This window comes from Streptomyces sp. NPDC006544, from assembly GCF_040611715.1.
Classification (GTDB): Bacteria; Actinomycetota; Actinomycetes; order Streptomycetales; family Streptomycetaceae; genus Streptomyces.
The window spans coordinates 14125-33169 of the sequence record NZ_JBEXOV010000024.1 but is presented as its reverse complement, the minus strand read 5'-3'; the positions used below and the strand labels follow the sequence as shown (position 1 = coordinate 33169).

The following is a 19045-nucleotide window of genomic DNA, read 5'->3' as shown; positions in this document are numbered from 1 at the left end:
GGAGTCTCTGCGCGGTGCGTTCCCCGACGCCGTAGCGCGCGGCGATCTCGGCGGATGTGGCCGGCTGCGCCCCTTCCCGTGCTGCGAGGGCGAGTCCGGCGGCGATCTCGGCGACACGGGGGTCTGGTCGGCTCCGGGGGCCCGGTCCTTCGAGCCCTGAGGGCGGCCGGCCCCGGTGAGGTGGGGATGGTGGCGCTGATCGCCTGCGCTGAGCCTGGCTTGGAGGTCGGCTCGGCGGTACCAGGTACGGCCGTGCCGCTGGACGACGGGCAGGTACCCGTCCGTTCCGTAGTCCCGGACGGTGGAGGCCCGCGTTTCCAGCACGGCCGCGGCCTCCTGGCCGGTGAGGAGGCGTCCGGGTGCTTCTCCCCCGGCGGCACCGCCGGGGGCCACATGCCTTCGGCGTCCGCACCGGCGGTCGCTGTGGGGCCGTCATGCTCGGATCCGGGAGGCCAGGTGGAGCCCGCGAGGAAAAGCTGTTCGGCAGTGATGCGGAGGCGGAGGTGGTCGCGGCACTGCTCCGAACGTGCGACGAGGGGGCCGTCGTGTGCAGCTCCCAGCGCACGGTGGTGCCGAACGTGTACACCGTCGAGCTGCCTTCGCCCGGGTACGCCGAGATCGGCCCGCACCTCACCGTCGTGGGGCAGGAGCTGACCGACCGGTTGGAGCGCCACGGCGAGCGCGAGGGCTACGAATGGGCCGGGCCGCTCACGGTGCGGCTCGCCGCGGCCGAAGAGGTCCCCAACGGCCGCTACCAAGTCCGCTGTGCCCCCATGACACACATCACCTCCGCACCCCTGAGCGCTCCGAACGCGTAACCCGGCGGTCCTGCCACGGACCTCGGACAACACACCTGGGGCAGCCCAAGGGCCCCTCCAGTACAGAGTGATTCGGCCGCGGCCTCTGCGGGTACGCCCGAGGACCCGGCACGCACCAGGTGCAGCGCCGGGCCCTCGGGCCAGTCAGTACAGCAGGACGTGGGTCATGAGGATGTGGGGCGGGTGGGCGTCCAGCACAATGACGTACTCGGCGAGGCCGAGTGCGCCCTCCTCGCCGAGGGCAAGGCGTCGCTGCTGGGGCCGGCGCGCGGACGCTGTACTTCCAGGGATCATCCCCGCGGTCTCGCTGATCGAGACCATCGCAGCGACGAGCGCGCCGAACGCCTCCGGCGGAAGTGCAGGGTCCATCATCAGCTGCGCGACTTCTTCCGACAGTTCGCACGGAAGCCCACCATCGTACGACTCAGTCAACGGGGAGGCCCGCATCCCGGCGTCGCGTCATCAACTCACCGAGCGAGACCGTTGGCATCGCGCCCGCCAACGCGGCGTCCGCACGCCGGTCAGCCTCCGGATCCGTGTCGAGCATCGCCTCCAGCCACCACCGCCGCAGGATGTTCTCCGCCTTCTCCGGCGCGGCGGCCAGCAGCTCGCGGTAGAACTCCATCCGGCGCTCCCCGGACAGCGCGGCCCCGATGCCGTCAGCGTTGCGCGGTACCCGCTCCGGCTCGTGCCCACGAATCGGCTGTGCCGTCATCGTGTGCTCCTTTCCCTCAGCTCAGAGTCTGCCCTGACTTCGGACCTGCGGTCGACCCGTTGAGCGGGAACGGCCTCGGCACTCACGGCGGTCGGAGGTGTCAACGTCCGCGGGTTCGCCGCTCAAGCGGTAGAGGGCGCGACGCTGGGGTCCGGTGGTCAGTCCGCACGAACCCCAGCGTCTGGAACAAGCACCGGCGTTGTAGGTTCTCACTTTCGGTGTCGTGCGCCGACGCTACGACCTGGACGTTCCCCTCCAGTCTCACGACGTGTCGGCAGGCGGCTGTCTCAGATCGGTTTCATTTCCTCAGACTGTCCAGCCTGCTGCACCGGACCTCAGGAGCCTGCATCGGCGGCCGACCGTTCCATCCACTCCCGTACCTTCACTGCATGCTCGATGCGGTTGACGATGTCCGTCTTGGACTCCGCGCCCAAGGTCTCCGGGATCTTGTCGAAGGTGTCGGGAAGGACGTCGAGGAGACCCCGGACCTGTTCGCCGGTGCTGACGGTCAGCAGTTGCTGGCACCTCCACTGCAGCGGCACCTCGGGACGGTGCGTGAGCCGCTGCACGAGCGTCGGGAACAGGTAGTGCGTCGCCTCCGCGGCGAGGTGCTCTCGTAGCCAGTCGACCGGGAGCCGCTGGCTGAAGCCATGCATGGCGGCCTCCTGGGCCAGGTCCAGGAGCTGCGCGGTGTCGACGGCTCGGACGGTGCGGGGAAGGATCGGGGTCATGCCGCGATGATGCCAAGAAGCCTCCGCGGGGCCGAGCGGTCAGCCGGGCCGGGATGCAATCTGGCGACGGGCAGACCCCCAGACTTCCTCGAACTCCTCGAAGGTGAGTTGTTCGGGGTCATGGCCTTCCCACTCCGAGACGGGCAACTCGGCGGTGATCCCGAACCTGCTGTCGTACTCGTCGAGGCGGCCTGCGTCGCGGGCCCCCTGCCACTCGGCGAGTGAGGCAGCCGCGATCGGGATCAGCTCAGGCCCTTCGAGTTCGACCTGCCGGATCACCCAGCTTTCGGCGTCGACCTCGAAGTAGAACCAGGTGTCTTCCTCGTCCCAGTAGCAGCGCATCCATGTGGTCACCAGGCCATGATGCCGGGCCAGATGCATCGAGCTACTCCGCTTTGTCTCATGGCTGGGCGATGAATCCTGCGGATCGGTTGAGCTGGAAAGGAGAGCCGACCCGATGAACGAGTGATGGCATTGGCCTGTGCCCTTGCGCGCGCCCGGCTCATGGACGCGCGTAGCCGTGACCGGCAGGCGTGCAGAACAACTTCCCCAGCTGCTCTTCTACGAGGTCTGCTGGTGCCGGGCAGCCGGCTGCGAGGACGATCGCGGGCGACATGAGGCGTTTGTGCTGGATTCGGGTCGTACGGATTCCCCATGATGGGGCGGGCCCGGGGTCCTCCGGTTCCGTCTTCTGCGCCGGAAGGGTCTTGTCATGACGCGTACCCGGAACGGGCTTCTGCTCGCCGCGGTGTTTCTGTGCATTCTGCCTTTGGGCCAGTCCGCAGCGCGGGCCGAGGGGGCTGGGCCCGGACGCTGTGCGGTCGGAGGGATCTCCAGTTCGCCGGACGGGGTCCCGCAGGGGCAGCTCGTCGCGCTCCAGCCGGATGCCGGACCGCGCAGCGGCGGTACGCAGGTCACTTTGACCGGTGCCGGCCTCAGCGCCTATACGCGGGTGTTCTTCGGCACGGTGGGGACCGACGGATGTTTCACGGGGCGGGAAAGCTCGGAGGTGGTCGTGCTCAGTGATACCGCCGTCGTCGCCGTCGCACCCCCGTGGCCCACGGCAGCGATCGTCTCCGTCTACGCGGGCACCGAGTGTGGACGGCTCAGCAATCCGCTCGGCTACACCTACCTCGACTGAGGTCCTGCCTGCCGGTTTCCCGCCACCGCTGAAGAGAAATTCGCCAGACCGTGGATGACGGACCTGCTACGCCGCGTCCCGTTGTCCAGGCCAACTCACCCCAGTGACACTGAGGTTCCCCTGAGATGCGGGGAAAGGTGACAGCAGGTCAGATGGGACTCGTGAGAGGAACCCAGACGATGCCTGCCCCGAGAAAATACCCCCAAGACCACGGGGGTCTGTCCAGTGAAGGGTGGTTCTGGAGTTGTAGGGGTTCAGCGGCGGGCGGCTGAGAGCCGGCCGTCGAAGGTGATCTCGAAGGTGATCTCGAAGGCGTTCAGTGCTGCCTTCCACCGCTGGGTCCAGCGCTTACGTCCCTGGCCGATGGGGTCCAGGCTCATGACGGCCATGTAGACGCACTTGAAGAATTGGCTGCCGGTGGGCCGGTCAGGACAGGGCAAGGCATGAACGAGGAGGGGGCGGGATGACGCTTGTGATCGAACTGCGGCGCGGAGTCGCGGCCTCTCGGACTGGACGGAAGCCAGGACCGCGTCCAGCAGCTGGGACGCTGGAGCGGATAGTCGTCGATGACGAGTTCTGGACAGCCATCGAAAAGCTGGGCCGGCACCGGTTGCCGACCCTGGCTGACGTCGATCCCTACGGGGACACCGTCCTGCGCGGTGAGGCAGTGGGCCGGATGGTGCGGGAGCTGGAAGGTGCGGATCTCGCTCGGTTGAGGAATGCCGAGAGCGAGGCCATCACGACACTGCTCGCCTGGGGTCTGCGCTGCCGTGCGGACGGAGACCTACGCATTGGTTTCTCGGGCGATTAGCCGCCACTCTCTGATCACTGATCGTTGGTCCGGGTGTGCCGTTGGCTGACGCGCAGTGGGCGCGGATTGAGCCATCCTGTGCTCAGGGTTGAGAGGGGTACGGAGGCCGGGATCGTGGGACTGGTCGAGCACCGCATCCAGCGCGACGCGTTGATACGCATGCCTGACGTCGCGTGCGGATGCCCTGTTCGACTTGCGTGACGGGCTGCTGTCCATCGACTGACCGGTCCGCGTCCTCGTGGACCTGGCGCTCGCGCCGGAACGCCGACGAGGGCACGGGGCCTTATTCTCCGGGATCAACCGCGGCCGGTTCGACGTCGCCCGACTCCGACGAGCACTGGCCGGTGTGCCGTTGCCCTGGGCGAAGGACGGCCGCCTGGGGTGGCCGTGGACGTCTCCCCGTGGCTTCGGGCGGACGCCGGCACCTGCTCGGACCGTTCCTTCTGTCACACGTTCGGCCGCGGCCTGGGCAAGCAGCAGATTGTGCCCGGCTGGCCCTACTCGATCGTCGCCGCCCTCGAGACCGGCCGGACCTCGTGGACCGCGCTGCTGGACGCGAGCGGCGCGGCGGACCGCGCGGCGCGGTACGCGAGGGCCGGGGGCTCATGGTCTCCCGGCCCTCGCGTGTCTCGGGTGCTACTTGAGCACGCCCGCCCCCGTCGTCGTCGCCAGCGACGTCGGCAGGTTGCTCGCCGAGGCCTCCAGGCCCGTCGTGAGGGTCGGGGTCCAGTTGACCGTGGTCTTCAGGTCCTTGGACGAGGCGGCGTTGTAGGCGGCGACGAGGTCGGTCACCGTGCCGTTGACGAGGTTGCCGGAGCCCTTGACCGAGCCGGTGCCGTCACCGCTGAGGACCTTGGCGGCCTTCGCGCCGGACGGCAGCTTCCAGTAGTTGTTCTCCGCGACGACCTGAGCCTTGGCCCGGGAGTTGATGCTGTACTGCGGCGTGTACCCGTTGAGCGGCGTGACGTCGTAATAGTTGTTGTAGATGTGGATCTGGCCGATGCGGGCAAGCGGGGCACGCTGCATGATGCCCTTCCACACGTTGTGGTGGATGGAGACGCGCAGCCTGCCGACGCTGTCGGTGTCGCTGCTGCCGATCAGCATCGTCTTGTCGTGGTTGGTGAACTGGTTGCGCGAGGCGGTCACCAGGTCGGATCCCTTGGTGATGTCGAGGGCGCCGTCGTGGATCTGGTACTCGCGGCCGAAGTACTTCGGGTTGGCGCTGTCGAAGTGCGGCGCGTCGGTGAACGTGTTGTGGTCCGCCCACACGTGGGTCGCGCCGCGCAGTGACACCGAGTCGTAGTTGGAGTTCCAGTTGCCGTCGTCGCCGTCGGTCGGGTCCCACTGCGGGAAGCAGTCCTCAGTGGCGGCGAAGGTCAGGTTGCGGACGATGACGTTGTCCACGTTCTGGATCTGGAGCATGGCCCCGGTGAGGCCCGCGTTCGTGCCAGGGGCGCCCACAATCGTCGTGTTGGCGGGGACCTTGAAGACAATGTTGTTGCCCTGCTTGGTCTGGGCGGCGGCACGTGCCGCCTCCTGGGTGCCGGAGGGCAGCTTGGAGCGGCCGTAGGTGGCCGGGTCGTAGGCCTTGAGGTAGGCCGACAGCGAGTAGCCGCTACCGAGGGCGTAGTCGGCGCAGGTCAGCTTCTTTCCGCTGTCGTCGGTGTTGGCGTCGATCACGCCGTTGATCTTGATGATGCGGGGCGTGGTGTCGGAGACCGAGCCCAGCGCCTTCACGAGCTGCGCACGGGTCGAGACGGTGAAAGTGTGGGCGGCGTCGGCCTTCGTGCCACCGGTGGTCCCCGTACCGGAGGATGCCCAGCCGTCCTTCGCGGTGAGCGTCTGGTGGTACAGGTCGACGGTCCCGGCGTTGGCGTTCATCACGACAACACCAGAGCCGACGCATGCGGCCACGACGGCCGTGCAGATGACGGCGGCACGACGGGAGCGGAGAGACCGGCGGTGGGAGCGAGCAGCCACGGGGCTTCCTTACGAGAGAGAAACAGGGTTACGCCTGCCAGTGGCCGCCGACCCGCAAAAGGTTGCCGCGTGCGGGGACTTTTTTCCTGCCCATTCCCGCGCCTCGATGTCGCCCGAGTCCGCCTCCACGTCGCCTTACCCGACCCGCTCAGCTTCGGCTCACTGCGGGAAGAGCTGGGCTTACAGCAGCCAGTACTCCAGGAGCGTTTCGCTATCGGGCGTGGTCAGGAGGACCGTCGGGAGTGCAGTGGGCTGGTGGGGCGTCGGTGGAGGACTCCGCCCAGTGCCCCACCGACGAGTGGAGTCGCCGACCGTCACCCGGACGGCCGTGCCCCATCGCCGCGCGGGGCGGGACGGGGCACGGAACGGCGCAGGCACGGAGAGCCACCGCACCAACAGGACAGAGACGGGCGGCCGTTCCGGTTCCTGCTGAGGGAGGGCAGTACTACGCGTGGCGTGGTCACCCGTCTTGAGGAGACCCGGATCGCGCCGGCCTCGGATGCCGGCAGCACCGCGTCGGATCTTGAGGGAGGCGACGACGCCGATGACCGACCCCGCGGCGGTGAAGACCCATGCGAAGAGCAAGAGGATCTGGGAAGCAGACACAGGGTCGTCTCGATTATGGAGCCGAAGAACTCCTGACAGCATGCCGGTGCGGCGATCTCCCCTTACGGCAGGCGCGTGGCCGGGACGGCCCTCAGCGCAGCCCCGCCGACTGTCTCCTCCCGGAGGAGGAGGCCGGACCGGGCCGCAGGTCCCGGACCAGGGGCGGACGGGACCGGGGTCCTCGTGCCCTTGGGCGATGTGCCGTACCAGGGCGGGTTCCTAGCCTCGGGGCATGCGATCACACGAAGCGGACGATGCTCAAGGAGACCCCGTGACCACTGTCAGCCCCGCCGCACGCCGCGCCTTGGCCGTGGGCCTCACCCTCGCCGCCTGCCTCACGTCCTTCCCCGTCCTGGCCACGGCCGCCGAGGCCCCCGCCCAGGACAGCTCCGGGGCCGGACTGGACCGGTACTACCGCCAGCACCTCGGCTGGGGCAGCTGCGTCAAGGGCCCCGACGACACCACGGGCCGTGATCTGGACCAGGCAGGCGTGCAGTGCGCGGACGTAACCGTGCCCCTGGATTACGCCGACCCCCGGGGGCGCACGATCACCGTGGCGATCTCACGGCTCAAGGCCACCGACACCCGTCACCGCATCGGCGCGATCCTCCTCAACAACGGCGGTCCGGGCGGTCCCGCGCTCCAGTCCCCGCCGCAGGCCCGCGCGTCGATGAAGGAGGTCGGCGCGCGCTACGACATCGTCGGCTTCGACCCGCGCTTCATCGGGCGCAGCACCGCGCTGGACTGCGGCTTGCCCGTGGGCATGACCTGGCTGTCCGCCGGCAGCGACCGGGCGGGCTTCGACCGCCAGGTCGCCCTGCAGAAGAGCCTGGCCGACAAGTGCCGGGCCACCGACGCCGCGGTGCTCCCGCACATCACCACCCGCAACACGGCCCGCGACATGGACGTCATCCGCGGCACGCTCGGCGAGCGGAAGATCTCCTTCCTGGGCTACTCGTACGGCACCTACCTGGGCACGGTCTACACGCAGATGTTCCCCGGCCGCTACGACCGGATGGTGCTGGACGGGGCCATCAACCCGAGCGACTACCGCCCCCGGCTGCTGAAGGGCACCGAGCGCGAGAACGAGAAGGCGCTGTCCGACTGGGCCATCTGGGCCGCGGAACACCACGACACCTACGGCCTCGGCCGCAGCCGCGCCGAGGTGCTCGCCGCCGTCGACCGCATCGTCGCGGCGGCCGCGCGCGGTCCGCTGACCATCGGCGCCGGCGCCGATGCCTTCCGGATCGACGACAGCCAGGTGCCGCTCCTCCTCTTCTCGGGCATCGCGGACGACACCGCCCCGGCGCGGGCGTCGTTCGGCGAGCTGCTTTCCGTACTGGCCAAAGCCGCGGAGGGCCGGCCGACGACGGTGCCGCCGATGCTCGTCCCGGAGCTCCGGTACGTGCTGCGCGGTGAGGGCGAGCCCACCGGCGCGCAGTCCGCCGTCATCTGCGGGGACGTGGCCGCCGCGCGCGATCCCGAACTCTACTGGCGGGACATCGAGCGCAACCGCATCGCGCACCCGCTGTTCGGCGCTCTGACCAACAACATCAACCCGTGCGCCTTCTGGGACTCGCCGCGCGAAGAGCCCACCCGGGTACGGCGCGATGCCCCTGCACTGATCGTCGCCGCCACCGGTGACCCGCGTACGACGTACAAGGGAAGCGTCGAGCTGCACAAGCAGCTGCCGAGCTCCAGGCTGGTCACCCTCGAGGGCGCCAACCGGCACGCCCTCTTCGGGCGCTACGGCAATGCGTGCGTGGACGACCAGGTCAACCGGTACCTGGCCACCGGCAAGCTGCCGGCGAGGGACCGGACCTGCGTCAAGCAGGCGGGGTAGCGGCCCGCGGTTCACGTTCCGAGTGCGCGGGCCAGCAGCATTCTGCGGTTGTTCGTCACGGTCTCGGCGAACACCGACTTGAGCTGGTCCTGCACGGTGTGCTCGGAGACGAACATCTGGCGGGCCACCGTGTGGCTGTCCCGCACTTCACCAGACGGCTGTCACCGAGGCTAGTCAGCGAGACGCTCTCGCGTCGCCCTGACTAGCCTCGCCGTTTCGGTTGGGTACGGCAGCTGGTGAGGCGGAAACGCGAAAGTGCCTTCCTGACCGGGAACGATGAACCTTGCTGAGGGGTTCTGTCGGTCCAAGCGGAGAGCACTTTCTACGTGCAGGCTATCGGGTTGCGTCCCAAGGTCCATGTCAGCGCCGATGGTTCGGAGGTGGTCGGGCATGCCGGGGCACGGTTGCTGACGGATCTCGCTGATGCAACCGGGCTGACCGCGCGTACTCCGCCGCTCTCAGGCCGCTTCGGCAGCGCGGGACCGGACACAATCCAGGACGGATCGCCACCGGCCTGGCGGTGAGGCTCGCCGACGGAGGCGAGGCCATCGCGGACCTGGCAGTACTGCGCGACCAGGGCGAGGCGTTCGGCCCCCGTCGCCTCGACACCGACGGCCTGGCGACTGCTCGCCGACACCGACGAGAGGACACACTGACCGCTCTGCGCTCGGCCCCTGCCCAGGCCCGGGAAGTCGCCTGGCTGCAAGCCGCCGAGCAAGGTGAGGGCATACCCGCAGCCCGGGCCGCGGGACGCATGCTGCCCGGGCTTGTCCTGGATCTCGATGCCACGCTGGTCACCTGCCATTCCGAGAAGGACCAAGCCGCACCCACCTACAAGGGCGGCTTCGGATTCCACCCGCTGCTGTGCTTCCTCGCAAACACCGGAGAGGGATTGTCCGGCCGGCTGCGGCCCGGGAACGCCGGCGCCCACACCGCGAGCGACCACATCACGGTGCTCGGCCAGGCACTCGCGCAGATCCCCGACGCCCCCACCGGCACGGCACTGACATCCTTGTCCGCACCGACAGCGCCGGATCCGCGAAGGCATTCCTCACCCACGTCCGAGATGCGCGGAACCAAGGAATCCGCACCTTCTTCTCAGTCGGATACGCGGTCACCGAGCCGGTCCGCCACGCGATCCGAGCCCTGCCCGACCACCTCTGGCATCCCGCCCTGGACCAGTACGGCTCGCCCCGTGCCGGCGCCAAGGTCGCCGAGCTGACCGGGATGGTCGAGCTGACCGCCTATCCGGCCGGCACGCGCATCATCGTGCACCGCGAGCGACCACACCCCGGCGCCCAGCTGTCCCTGTTCGACCAGGACGAGGGCCTGCGGCACCAGGTGTTTCTCACCGACACCCCCTACTCAGGTGGTGGTTCCGCCCAGTTCCTGGAGGTCCGTCACCGCGGGCACGCCACCGTCGAGGACCACATCCGGTGCGGCACGACCACCGGCTTCGGCCGCTTCCCCTCCCGCCGCTTCGCGATCAACTCGGCCTGGATCGAACTCAGCCTCGCGGCGATCGACCTGCTGGCCTGGATGCGCGTCCTGCTGTTGGAGGGGAGCTGGGGGCTGCCGAGCCGAAGAAGCTCCGCTACCGACTGCTGCACGTCGCCGCCCGCCTCACAAAGGCGGACGGCGACTGCGCTTGCGGATATCGCAGACCTGGCCCTGGAGACACGAACTGGCCACGGCTTTCCACCGCCTTGCCGCACTACCCCGTCCCGCCGGCTGACCGGTAAACCCCTGACCGCCCACGACCCGAAAGACCTTGGAGAACCTGACCCCCGCGCCGGGACTCCGGCATGCCCGAGCAACGAAGTCACCTCGCCCACCTGGCAGCAGACGATCAGCGACGTCTCATCACCCCAACCGAAACGGCGAGGCTAACGATCAACTACTGGCGCAGGACACTAGACGTACGGGTCGAAAGGAATGCCCGCCGGTTTGGCCTCCGCCAGGTGGGAGGCGAAGGAGCCGTCTTTGAGCCCGAAGTGCGCGCTGCCGAAGTCGGCCTGGGTGAGCGTGTCGCGCAGCGTCGCGGGGTAGCCCGACCAGCCGACGAGCGCGGGGAACTGCCATGCCCCGTGGTGGTTCTCAGGCGGCTCGTCGTTGATGTTCGCCGCACGGAAGCAGTGGGTGCCGACGCCGTCCTTGTGGTAGACGATCTTGGGGTGGGTGTTGTCCCAGCGGATCTGGTCGCGCGCGTGGATGGCGAAGTCTCCGTGGGCGGAGGTGGCGACGTACCTCGCCTCGTTGCCCTGGATCCACACCACGACGTGTTCCCAGTCATGGCGGTGCCCGCCGAGGCTCACGCCGGGGATGGCCTGGTCCTTCTCGAAGTACAGTGCGTAGACCACGGCGCACCAGCCGTTGTTGCAGGTCCAGCGGGAATAGCCGTTAGTGTTGGCGAGGTCCGACGCGTCCCGGCAGCTGCCGCTGAGGGCTCCGGTGGGTTTGAGCCCGCTGTTCAGCACTCCGGTCGGGCCTATAGCCGGTGTCGGGTAGCAGCCGTCAGTGTCGTAGTCGTAGGCCGGTTGGAAGGTCAGCTCGATCGTCTCGGCGTGCGAGGGCAGGGCCGGGGGCGGGGCCGAGAAGGCCACCTGGGGGACGCCGACCACCAGCGCGAGGGCGGCGCCGACGACCGCAAGTGATTTCCGGATGTGCCGGTAAGTCCGCACGACATGCCTCCTGGTCCACCGGGACGGGACGGTGTCGGGAGCATCATTCGCCAACCGACGAGGCCAGGCAAGAGGGCGACCAGCACTTGCCTGCAAGCAATTTGACCAACAGTCAGCTTGATGGCACTGCCGGGCTGACCGGGTCGGACAGCGGATCGGGCACATGCGGGTCGGGCCGGGGGCAGGACTGCGGAGGACGCCGAACTGTGCCTGCCCCGGCCAGGCGGGACGACTTCGAGGCTGCCGCGTGAACGTCGCCGAACTCCTGGACCTTCTCCCGGAGGTACGCGTCAACAACTACCGCAGCCGCCGCGGCGAAGGCCCCGACGTCCTCAACCCGCCGCCGTAGCCGCCCGCGTTCTCGGGGCAGGACCGCCGCAGCAGCGGCACCAGGGCCTCGGCCATGGCGGTGCATCGGGGGTCTTTCGCGTACGAAGCCACCCGTGCTCGGAGGGGCCACGGTCTGGGTGGGTGTCCGTCATTCGCGGTCGAAGGAACCGTTCGGTGCCTTCATCAGCCCCCCCCGGCCCGGTGAGGTGCGGCCACAGGAGCTTGAGATCACGCACGACCCGGTCCGCCAGGACGACGGGGTCGTTGGCGCTCCACTGGTGAGCCGCCCCCAGGGCGTCGGCGGCCTTCGTCGCCCAGGGGCTGTCCTTGCTGGGGAAGGAGCCGGAGGTGACGCGGCGGTGAACGTCGCCGGGGCCGGCGGACGGGGGCAGGAAGAGCAGCGGATGGTGCGGGGTGAAGTCGAAGTGGCCAAGGCGAGCCGCCGGTTCCTGGTCCAGGAACTGCGGTTCGGTCCACAGCCCGACCGTGGCCACCAGCCACGCGCCCGATCGGTCCGGGTCTGTACGCAGCCACAGGTCGAACGTGCCGGCCAGGAAATCCTTCTGCCACTTCCAGACCTTCGCCCGCGGATCAAGCGCGTCAGCCCCATCCCGGCGCAACGGCGTCAGGGCGCGCTCGAACGGGGCGATCAGGTCGTCGTGGGCGGCCGGCAGGGCCATGCTGCTGGCGTGGTCCTACGTCAGCTCACGGTCCGGGAGGATCTCCCACTTCAGACCGCCGGGAAGCTGGGTACTCAGATTTTCGCGCAGCGGCCCGATGACCCGTGGAAGGCCGTCCTTGCCGACGTTGGCGTGCTCGGCCGCCGGAAGCCGGACCCACCACGCGTAGTAGGGCGTGTCGTCGTCGTAGCAGTCGTAGTCGACGCAGAATTCGTACAGGCAGCCCAGTGAGACGGCCAGCGCCGTCATCGTCTGCTTGGTGCACTCGTCCAGATCCGGCTCCTCACCCGAGAGCCGCTGCGGGTCCCGGACCTCCAGCCTCCGGACGACCCACTCGAAGTCATTCCAGTCCGTCACGCGTGCCCGCCCCTTGCCTTGCCCTGCTGCGACGGTCCAGTACACCAATGCCCACGAGACCGCCGGGAGGGTCCGGGGATGCCCGCTCCGGGCGGTGATCCCGCAGCCCGCCGACCCACCCGCCAACCGCAAACGCCTCGGCAGCCGCGGTGGCAGGCCGTCGGCCTTCGACCGCGAGGCCTACAAGCGACGGAACACCGTCGAGCGCTGCATCAACAAGCTCAAGCAATGGCGCGGCCTGGCCACCCGCTACGACAAGACCGCCACCACCTACCTCGCCGGGCTCCACCTCGCCGCCCTCTTCATCTGGTCGGCGAGGTGATCCGAAGGAAACGATCTAGGGACTGTCCGATGGGTCGTGTGAGCCGATCAGGGCTGTGGCCTAGTGTTCGCTGAACGAAGGGGGTCGCATGTCGCGCTATACAGCCGAAGCAGAGGCGGGGATGAAGGGGATCACGTTTCGTGCCTGGCGCGGAAAGCACTACGTGACCTTGGCCGAGCTGCTGGTTCGCCTCGGCATCTTCGGCCTGGACCTGACCTGGCGCGTCGAACTTGACGAGATCGTCGATCCTCGCTGTGTCGAGATGGAGAGAAGGTCCGCAGACTCCGGCATGGACACGTTGACGCTGTTGTCGTTGTCGACCCCCTTCCTTCAGTTGATCGACGCTGAAGTATGTGGGTTCGCCGGGGACGAGCTGGTGCTTGTCCTGACCGAGTTCGACAGCTCCTTGTGGGATGTCAGGGCTGTCGACGAGCGCGTACTCAGCGAACTTCGCCTCCACTACCCGGGTGCCGAGGATCTCTGAACGGGAGCTTCACTTCGGGCGGAGCCATAGGCGGATCGCGGCCACGGTGACCGTTCCGTGGAAGACGTACGCCCGCTTGTCGAAGCGCGTGGCCACGGCCCGGAAGTTCTTGAGGCGGTTGATGGTCTGCTCGACTTCGTTGCGGCGCCGGTAGATCGCCTTGTCGAACCCTGCGGGCCGACCGCCTTGGCTGCCGCGGCGCTGGCGGTTGGCCCGCTGGTCTCTCGGTTCGGGGATCGTGTGCTTGATCTGGCGTCTGCGCAGGTGACGCCGATTGCGGCGTGACGAGTACGCCTTATCGCCCCCGACATGGTCGGGCCGGGTACGTGGTCGTCCACCAGCCTGCCGGGGCAATTGGGCTGCGGCGAACAACGTCGAGATCGCCTACACCCCGACCAACAGCTCCTGGCTCAACCGGATCGAGGCCCAGTTCACCGCCCTGCGCTCCTTCGCCCTCCACGGCACCGACCACGCCAGCCACAAGGCCCAGGGCAGCATGATCCGCCGCTACATCATCTGGCGGAACAAGCACGTCGCCGACAAACGCCTCCGCAGCGTCGTCAGCAGGGCGAACATCGCCTGAATCGAGCAGAGCGCATGGTCAATCACGCCCCAGCAGATGGGCTTCCTGGGACTGCGGATCCCAGATGACCAGGCGGAACTCCGCTGCAAGCTCCTCGATCGCCTTGATTGCCGAGTCGCTCCCCGACGAGAAGCTCAGATTCATGATCACGTGGTCGATACCGATCGTCAGCGGCGTCGACATCCACGGCGACTCCGCGGCGAAAGGGGGACGGTCCGGGAACAGCGAGCGCAGCCGCTCATAGAACCCGACCACTCGCTCATCCAACTCACCCTCGTCGTGGTGCTTGGAGGTGCACCGATCGAACATCGCACGCGCCGCCGCAGCATCGGCTGATTCGTCCATCGCTAGAACCGCAAGATCGAAGCTCACGGGGCTATCCTCCACCCCGCCTCATCGGTGCGACGCACGGGGCGAACGTTGTCTGATGCGGCACTAGCCGCACGTGTCAGGGAGCAGGCGGGTCCGCAAGAGGTCGAACACGTCGTCCAGCGCCGCGCGGGTGGCCTGCCCGGGCTGGTCGACGAGGTGCTCGGTGAGGACCGAGTGCGGAGGCAGCACGGCTTCGGGGTTGGCGTCGTCGTCCTCGAGCTCGACGGCGACGAAAGCATCACCGAGCTCGCGGCGCAGGAACGCGAAACGGGCACCGGGCGTGAGCCGGTCGCTCTTGAAGCGCAGCCCCAGCACCTGCAGGCCCTCGCGCTCGCAGCGTCCCCGGACAGTGGCGAGGTCCTCGGGGGAGATGTCGATGCCGTCCCGTCGGCGGGCGTTGATGCCCAGGGGGAGGGACGGCTGCGACAGGACGGGCACGAGGAGGTGCTCATCGACGGCCATGGCCAGGGCGAAGCCTCCGGTCAGGCACATGCCGACGGCGCCCACGCCCGGGCCGCCGCAGCGCTGGTGCTCGTACGCGGACAGTGCGCGCAGCCAGCTCACGACGGGCGAACTCCGGCCGGTGGCAAGGACGGTGAACTCGCGGCTCACGCACACGTTCCAGACGCTGGACGCGGTGTACAGCGCGCCCCGCAACAGGCCGCGGGCCGTGGGGTGGGGGTCGCGGCCGGGCGTGCCGAACAGGACCGGGAGCACGGCGGTGCAGCCCAGCGCGGCCACCCGCTCGGCGAATTCCAGGACCTTCGGGGTGATCCCGGGTATCTCCGCGATCACGATCACCGCGGGCCCGCTGCCGCGGCGCAGGACGGGACGCGTGCTGCCTCCGTGCGTGAACGCGTCGCGTTCGAAGCCCGACAGGTCATGACCGTGGTGCACGCGAGGGACGACGCACGGCACCACCCTTCCGCTGACGGAAGGGACCGTACAACACCCCGACGGGGCACGCCTACCCCCCAGTAACCAACTCTGCCCCCGATGAGGACGGACGCCTACGAGTTTCCGGGCTTCCAGCCCCAGGCCGTGAGCATGCCGGGTGACAGCCCGGCATACGCGGGCGAGTCCATCAGGCGCAGGGCCTCGGCGAGCCGGTCCTCGTCGACGAGCCCCGTCGCCAGCATGTCCGCCCGGGCCCGGTCCCAGGTGTCCGCCCAGAACCGGCTGATCGCGCTGCCCGGCAGCAGCGGTGGTACGTGGATCTCGGCAGCCACGGATTCCAGCCCCGCCGCCTCAAGCAGCTCGGGGTGGTGGACCACCTGCGACACGTCCGTCCCAATGCTGTCGCGCAGCCCGTGCCACATGGCCCGCATCGCGCTGGTGTAGGGGGTGAGGGGCGCCGAGTCCGTGGTCAGGTCCACGGCATCGCTGATCACCAGGACCCCGCCGGGGGCGAGCAGCTCCGAGAGCCGGGCGACCAGCCGCGGCCGGTCCGGCAGGTGCATGAGGACGAAGCGGGCGTGGACCAGCCGGAAGAGGCCCGGGGAGAATCCGTCCGCGGTGATGTCCGCTTGGAACGGGGTCAGCCCCGGTACGGGATGCGCGGCGAGGAAACGTACGTCGCGGTCCACCGCGAGGACCTCCGCGACGCCCGCCTCCTCCAGTAGCCGGCGCGCCACCGTCCCGGTGCCGGCTCCGATGTCCAGGCAGGTCCAGCCCGGTCCCACGCCCAGCTGCCGAAGCCGGGACATGGTCGTCTCGTCGTAGGTGAGGGAGCCGAGGTCGATCCGGTCTCCCTCACCGCGGGCCTCGGGGCGGAAGACCCGCTCGCCGTAGCGCCCCGTATCCCCGGGCTCTGTGCTTCCGGGCTCTGTGCCGCTCATGCACCGATTGTCTCGCGGCGCCGGCGATGCCACACGTTGGAGAGGGGGGCTGGGCGCCGGCACCGGCCTCCACCCGGATCCGGCTTCCCGGCCGACGTCCGTCGAGAGGCGGTCGGATCGCCGGGAGGTACGCGGTGCGGGTCAGGTGCGCTTCTCTGATGCGGTGCGGAAGCGCCGGGCGATCTCGGCGGCCCCGGGGAGACTCTGTTCGTCTGCGAGCACTACCCGGCCGGATGTGCCGGAGTCGGTCCATGCGCACACGATCGGGTGTCCCGCGGACGGCAGGAAGCCGCAGCTCAACTTGCCGTCCCAGGGCCCCGCGTCGAATGCCGTGACCTCGGTCGCCCGGGCCCCGGCGAAGAAGTTCCGCAGTTCCTGGGGCGTGGTGTGCGCGCTCTTGTCCTCAGCCAGTCGCGTGTCCCACTCGATGCAGACAGGACTATGAATCAGCCCTGGGTCAGGGAGTGGCGATGAGTTCGCCGAGCCGCATGGCGAGCCACGGTCTGCGGCCGGAGGCTCGCATCTGGCCGCGCGCGATCGCCTTCCAGGTCGGCGTGCGCCGGAAGGAGACCAGCAGGAACGCGGTCGGCGACGCCGTGATCCTGCAGTCGTAGGCGCGTGGCGGAGCATCGCGGGTCACCGTCACCGTTCCGTCGTCGACGACGACCGCCAGCCGCGGGCCGCCCTTGATGGCGAGGTCGAGGGCAATGCTGACACCTCGTGCCTTCTCGGAGTCCAGGGCCAGTGGCATCGTCGTCGCTAGTGTCTGACCGAGTGCCAGGCGCGCCTCGTTCGGGCTGATCGGCCACGAGAGTCCGGCGCCGCGGGCGATGTCCAGACCGTGCACGAGGCTCTCGCTGAGCATCAGGCCTGTCACCGTCGCCAGCGTGATGTCCTGCCCGAACCAGGGCACGGTGACAGGGGTGTCCGGGGCGAGGTGCTCGGTGACCCGCAGGAACACCTCGCCCCACTCGGCGACCAAGTCGCCCAGACGGGCCCTGTCGTTGCCGCCGAAGAGGCCTATTGATGTGGCGTTCATGGCCGCGATCCGCTCGCTGAACGGCCCTTCCCCCGCCGGCAGGATGCTGTCCCAGTCCATGGATTCGTCCGCGCTGCTGGCGGAGGAGTACCCGATGTACACGGCCGAGAGGTGCGAGCCGACGTCGCTCACCGTCCACACGGGGACACCGGAGGCCGCGTCCAGGTCGGGGACGTCGCGCAGCAGCCGGACGAGCCGCGGGACTACGGCACCCAGCGCGGCACGGGTCTTCTCGTGCTCTGCGGAAGGATCGAATCCCGTGACGGTTCCCATACCACTCCCCCATGCTGCGGACCGGTCCGCAGATTACCGCCGGGTACGACAGTTGCGACAGTGCTGTGCACTCACCGGTGTATCACCCGTGAGTGTTGTGGCTCTGGTTCGAGTTTCCGGTGCTTGATCGTGACCCACATGAGTGCGATTTCGCCCGCACGGACGGCGCCTGCGACGAGGACGGCGATCCGGCCGAAGAAGTCCTTGCTTCCGTCCTGCCTGCCCCTGGCTTCTTCGGCGCCCAACGAGTGGGTCACCTCGCCGCCCCCTGGAGCAGCTCCGGCAGGTCGCGCCTTACTTGATCACCTGGCTGCCCCAGAGAGTCGAGTTCTCTGAGGTGATCATGTTCTTGCCGATCATCATCACGCCGATCCCGATCGCGACGATCACTAAGGCGTGTCTGATAATTGATCTTGTGGCAGGTCGAGGTGAGTTGACGGAAGCGGCGTGGGAGCGGATAGAGCCCTTGTTGCCGCAGGTGGACGGACGTGGCCGTCCGTGGCGTGATCACCGCCAGGTGGTCAACGGTGTGTTGTGGCGGCTGCGGACCGGTGCTCCGTGGCGCGATCTGCCTGAGCGGTACGGGCCGTGGCAGACCGTCTACGAGCGGTTCGCCCGCTGGGAAGCGGACGGCACCTGGGCGAAGCTGCTGGAGCACGTCCAGGTCCGCGATGACGCGGTGGGCCGGGTCGAGTGGACCGTCGCGGTCGACTCCACGGTCAACCGGGCCCATCAGCACGCCGCCGGCGCCCGCAAAAGGGGGGCGCGGACGGGGACGAACTGGACGATCCGGGCCGCTCGCAGACGCGCCAGGCCCTCGGCCGGTCCCGAGGCGGGCTGACCACCAAGGTCCACCTCGCCGTCGACGGCCGGGGCCTGCCGCTGTCGATCGTGCTCACGCCCGGCAACGTCAACGATGCCACCGCGTTCGCCCAGGTCCTCGACGGCATCCGCATCCGACGCGCCACCACGGGCCGGCCGCGCACGACACCCGACCGAGTGCTGGGCGACAAGGCCTACTCCAGCCGGGCGATCCGCCATCTGCTGCGGCGCCGGGGCATCACAGCCACGGTCCCCGAACGCCGCGACCAGGTGGCCAACCGCCAGCGCCGAGGGCGCCTTGGCGGCCGGCCGCCCGCCTTCGACCAGGTCATCTACCGCGAACGCAACGTGGTCGAACGATGCTTCGCCCGTCTCAAGCAGTTCCGGGCGATCGCGACCAGGTTCGACAAGCTCGCCGACCGCTACCGCGCCGGGCTCGTCCTGGCCTCCCTGATCCTCTGGCTCCGCGAACCAGCCGGATGATCATTTGTCAGACACCCCCTAGCCCGATCGGCACCACGCAGCCCCACACGGGACCCTTGCCCTCCGTTGATGTCATGGCCTCGACGCCAAACACTCACAACCTCACGTGCCCCGGGCCGCCGGGCTCTGTGCCGAC

20 protein-coding genes and 6 pseudogenes are annotated in these 19045 nt (G+C 68.9%); 11 read left to right on the top strand and 15 right to left on the bottom strand.

What is annotated here, in order from left to right; genetic code table 11:
* The first annotated feature begins 434 nt into the window (after positions 1-434).
* Positions 435-818: a DUF3662 domain-containing protein gene (locus ABZY44_RS14260; protein ID WP_356653410.1), complete on the top strand. Its 384-nt coding sequence runs from the start codon at positions 435-437 to the stop codon at positions 816-818.
* A gap of 144 nt (positions 819-962) precedes the next feature.
* Here the strand turns inward: ABZY44_RS14260 and ABZY44_RS14255 are convergent, their stop codons facing one another.
* From ABZY44_RS14255 to ABZY44_RS14240, 4 genes are all read right to left on the bottom strand, one after another.
* Positions 963-1190, bottom strand: coding sequence for a hypothetical protein (locus tag ABZY44_RS14255; RefSeq protein WP_356653408.1), 228 nt, complete (start codon positions 1188-1190; stop codon positions 963-965).
* Positions 1191-1242: 52 nt separating this feature from the next.
* Positions 1243-1533, bottom strand: coding sequence for a hypothetical protein (locus ABZY44_RS14250; RefSeq protein WP_356653406.1), 291 nt, complete (start codon positions 1531-1533; stop codon positions 1243-1245).
* Positions 1534-1868: 335 nt separating this feature from the next.
* Positions 1869-2264, bottom strand: coding sequence for a hypothetical protein (locus ABZY44_RS14245; protein ID WP_356653404.1), 396 nt, complete (start codon positions 2262-2264; stop codon positions 1869-1871).
* A gap of 39 nt (positions 2265-2303) precedes the next feature.
* Positions 2304-2606 carry a hypothetical protein gene (locus tag ABZY44_RS14240; RefSeq protein WP_356653488.1) on the bottom strand — a complete coding sequence of 101 codons (303 nt, stop codon included), beginning with the start codon at positions 2604-2606 and terminating at the stop codon, positions 2304-2306.
* Positions 2607-2976: 370 nt separating this feature from the next.
* Between ABZY44_RS14240 and ABZY44_RS14235 the strand changes: the two genes are divergently transcribed.
* Positions 2977-3405 carry an IPT/TIG domain-containing protein gene (locus ABZY44_RS14235; RefSeq protein WP_356653402.1) on the top strand — a complete coding sequence of 143 codons (429 nt, stop codon included), beginning with the start codon at positions 2977-2979 and terminating at the stop codon, positions 3403-3405.
* Between the two features lie 254 nt (positions 3406-3659).
* Here the strand turns inward: ABZY44_RS14235 and ABZY44_RS14230 are convergent.
* Positions 3660-3806: pseudogene (locus tag ABZY44_RS14230) on the bottom strand (IS256 family transposase); the annotation flags it as partial.
* A 62-nt stretch (positions 3807-3868) separates the two neighbouring features.
* Between ABZY44_RS14230 and ABZY44_RS14225 the strand changes: the two are divergent.
* Both ABZY44_RS14225 and ABZY44_RS14220 read left to right on the top strand, forming a co-directional pair.
* On the top strand, positions 3869-4216 hold the full coding sequence (locus tag ABZY44_RS14225; RefSeq protein WP_356653400.1) for a hypothetical protein: 348 nt from the start codon (positions 3869-3871) through the stop codon (positions 4214-4216).
* A gap of 163 nt (positions 4217-4379) precedes the next feature.
* Positions 4380-4774, top strand: a pseudogene (locus ABZY44_RS14220) (transposase); the annotation flags it as partial.
* A 78-nt stretch (positions 4775-4852) separates the two neighbouring features.
* Here the strand turns inward: ABZY44_RS14220 and ABZY44_RS14215 are convergent.
* Entirely contained in the window at positions 4853-6196 is a 1344-nt protein-coding gene (locus ABZY44_RS14215) for a polysaccharide lyase family 1 protein (protein ID WP_356653398.1), read from the bottom strand.
* Positions 6197-7073: 877 nt separating this feature from the next.
* On the opposite strand from ABZY44_RS14215, the gene ABZY44_RS14210 reads away from it, so the two are divergent.
* Positions 7074-8645 (top strand): alpha/beta hydrolase, encoded by a 1572-nt coding sequence (locus ABZY44_RS14210; RefSeq protein ID WP_356653396.1) that lies wholly within the window; start codon positions 7074-7076, stop codon positions 8643-8645.
* 11 nt (positions 8646-8656) lie between these two features.
* Here ABZY44_RS14210 and ABZY44_RS14205 read toward each other — a convergent pair whose 3' ends face one another.
* Entirely contained in the window at positions 8657-8791 is a 135-nt protein-coding gene (locus tag ABZY44_RS14205; RefSeq protein WP_356653394.1) for a two-component response regulator, read from the bottom strand.
* A 356-nt stretch (positions 8792-9147) separates the two neighbouring features.
* Here ABZY44_RS14205 and ABZY44_RS14200 point away from each other — a divergent pair.
* Positions 9148-9564 (top strand): annotated as a pseudogene (locus ABZY44_RS14200) (transposase); the annotation flags it as partial.
* On the top strand, positions 9510-10535 hold the full coding sequence (locus tag ABZY44_RS14195) for a transposase (RefSeq protein WP_356653392.1): 1026 nt from the start codon (positions 9510-9512) through the stop codon (positions 10533-10535). The pseudogene ABZY44_RS14200 and the gene ABZY44_RS14195, both read left to right, overlap by 55 nt.
* Positions 10536-10558: 23 nt before the next feature.
* Here the strand turns inward: ABZY44_RS14195 and ABZY44_RS14190 are convergent, their stop codons facing one another.
* From ABZY44_RS14190 to ABZY44_RS14180, 3 genes are all read right to left on the bottom strand, one after another.
* Positions 10559-11326 carry an NPP1 family protein gene (locus ABZY44_RS14190; protein ID WP_356653390.1) on the bottom strand — a complete coding sequence of 256 codons (768 nt, stop codon included), beginning with the start codon at positions 11324-11326 and terminating at the stop codon, positions 10559-10561.
* Between the two features lie 332 nt (positions 11327-11658).
* Entirely contained in the window at positions 11659-12336 is a 678-nt protein-coding gene (locus ABZY44_RS14185) for a hypothetical protein (RefSeq protein ID WP_356653388.1), read from the bottom strand.
* Between the two features lie 15 nt (positions 12337-12351).
* Positions 12352-12693 (bottom strand): hypothetical protein, encoded by a 342-nt coding sequence (locus tag ABZY44_RS14180; protein WP_356653387.1) that lies wholly within the window; start codon positions 12691-12693, stop codon positions 12352-12354.
* Positions 12694-12778: 85 nt separating this feature from the next.
* Between ABZY44_RS14180 and ABZY44_RS14175 the strand changes: the two are divergent.
* A pseudogene (locus tag ABZY44_RS14175) lies at positions 12779-13015 on the top strand (transposase); the annotation flags it as partial.
* Between the two features lie 88 nt (positions 13016-13103).
* Positions 13104-13499 carry a hypothetical protein gene (locus ABZY44_RS14170; RefSeq protein ID WP_356653385.1) on the top strand — a complete coding sequence of 132 codons (396 nt, stop codon included), beginning with the start codon at positions 13104-13106 and terminating at the stop codon, positions 13497-13499.
* 9 nt (positions 13500-13508) lie between these two features.
* Here ABZY44_RS14170 and ABZY44_RS14165 read toward each other — a convergent pair.
* Positions 13509-13856, bottom strand: a pseudogene (locus tag ABZY44_RS14165) (transposase); the annotation flags it as partial.
* Between ABZY44_RS14165 and ABZY44_RS14160 the strand changes: the two are divergent.
* Positions 13855-14082, top strand: a pseudogene (locus ABZY44_RS14160) (transposase); the annotation flags it as partial. The pseudogenes ABZY44_RS14165 and ABZY44_RS14160 sit on opposite strands and share 2 nt — an antisense overlap.
* Before the next feature lie 18 nt (positions 14083-14100).
* Here ABZY44_RS14160 and ABZY44_RS14155 read toward each other — a convergent pair.
* The 4 genes from ABZY44_RS14155 to ABZY44_RS14140 all read right to left on the bottom strand — a co-directional run bounded on the left by ABZY44_RS14155 (position 14101) and on the right by ABZY44_RS14140 (position 17604).
* Complete coding sequence (locus ABZY44_RS14155) at positions 14101-14454, bottom strand: hypothetical protein (protein ID WP_356653383.1); 354 nt, start codon at positions 14452-14454, stop codon at positions 14101-14103.
* Between the two features lie 63 nt (positions 14455-14517).
* Entirely contained in the window at positions 14518-15351 is an 834-nt protein-coding gene (locus tag ABZY44_RS14150; RefSeq protein ID WP_356653381.1) for a dienelactone hydrolase family protein, read from the bottom strand.
* 113 nt (positions 15352-15464) lie between these two features.
* The gene (locus ABZY44_RS14145; RefSeq protein ID WP_356653379.1) at positions 15465-16292 is read right to left on the bottom strand and encodes a methyltransferase domain-containing protein; all 828 of its coding nucleotides are present in this window, start codon (positions 16290-16292) and stop codon (positions 15465-15467) included.
* A 457-nt stretch (positions 16293-16749) separates the two neighbouring features.
* Positions 16750-17604, bottom strand: a complete 855-nt coding sequence (locus ABZY44_RS14140; RefSeq protein ID WP_356653377.1) for a maleylpyruvate isomerase N-terminal domain-containing protein — start codon at positions 17602-17604, stop codon at positions 16750-16752.
* 415 nt (positions 17605-18019) lie between these two features.
* Between ABZY44_RS14140 and ABZY44_RS14135 the strand changes: the two genes are divergently transcribed.
* Positions 18020-18909, top strand: a protein-coding gene (locus ABZY44_RS14135; protein ID WP_356653375.1) for an IS5 family transposase whose coding sequence is annotated in 2 segments (ribosomal slippage) — positions 18020-18374 and positions 18374-18909 — 891 coding nt in all. Because the reading frame shifts where the segments join, the coding sequence is not laid out codon by codon here.
* Positions 18910-19045: the final 136 nt, after the last annotated feature.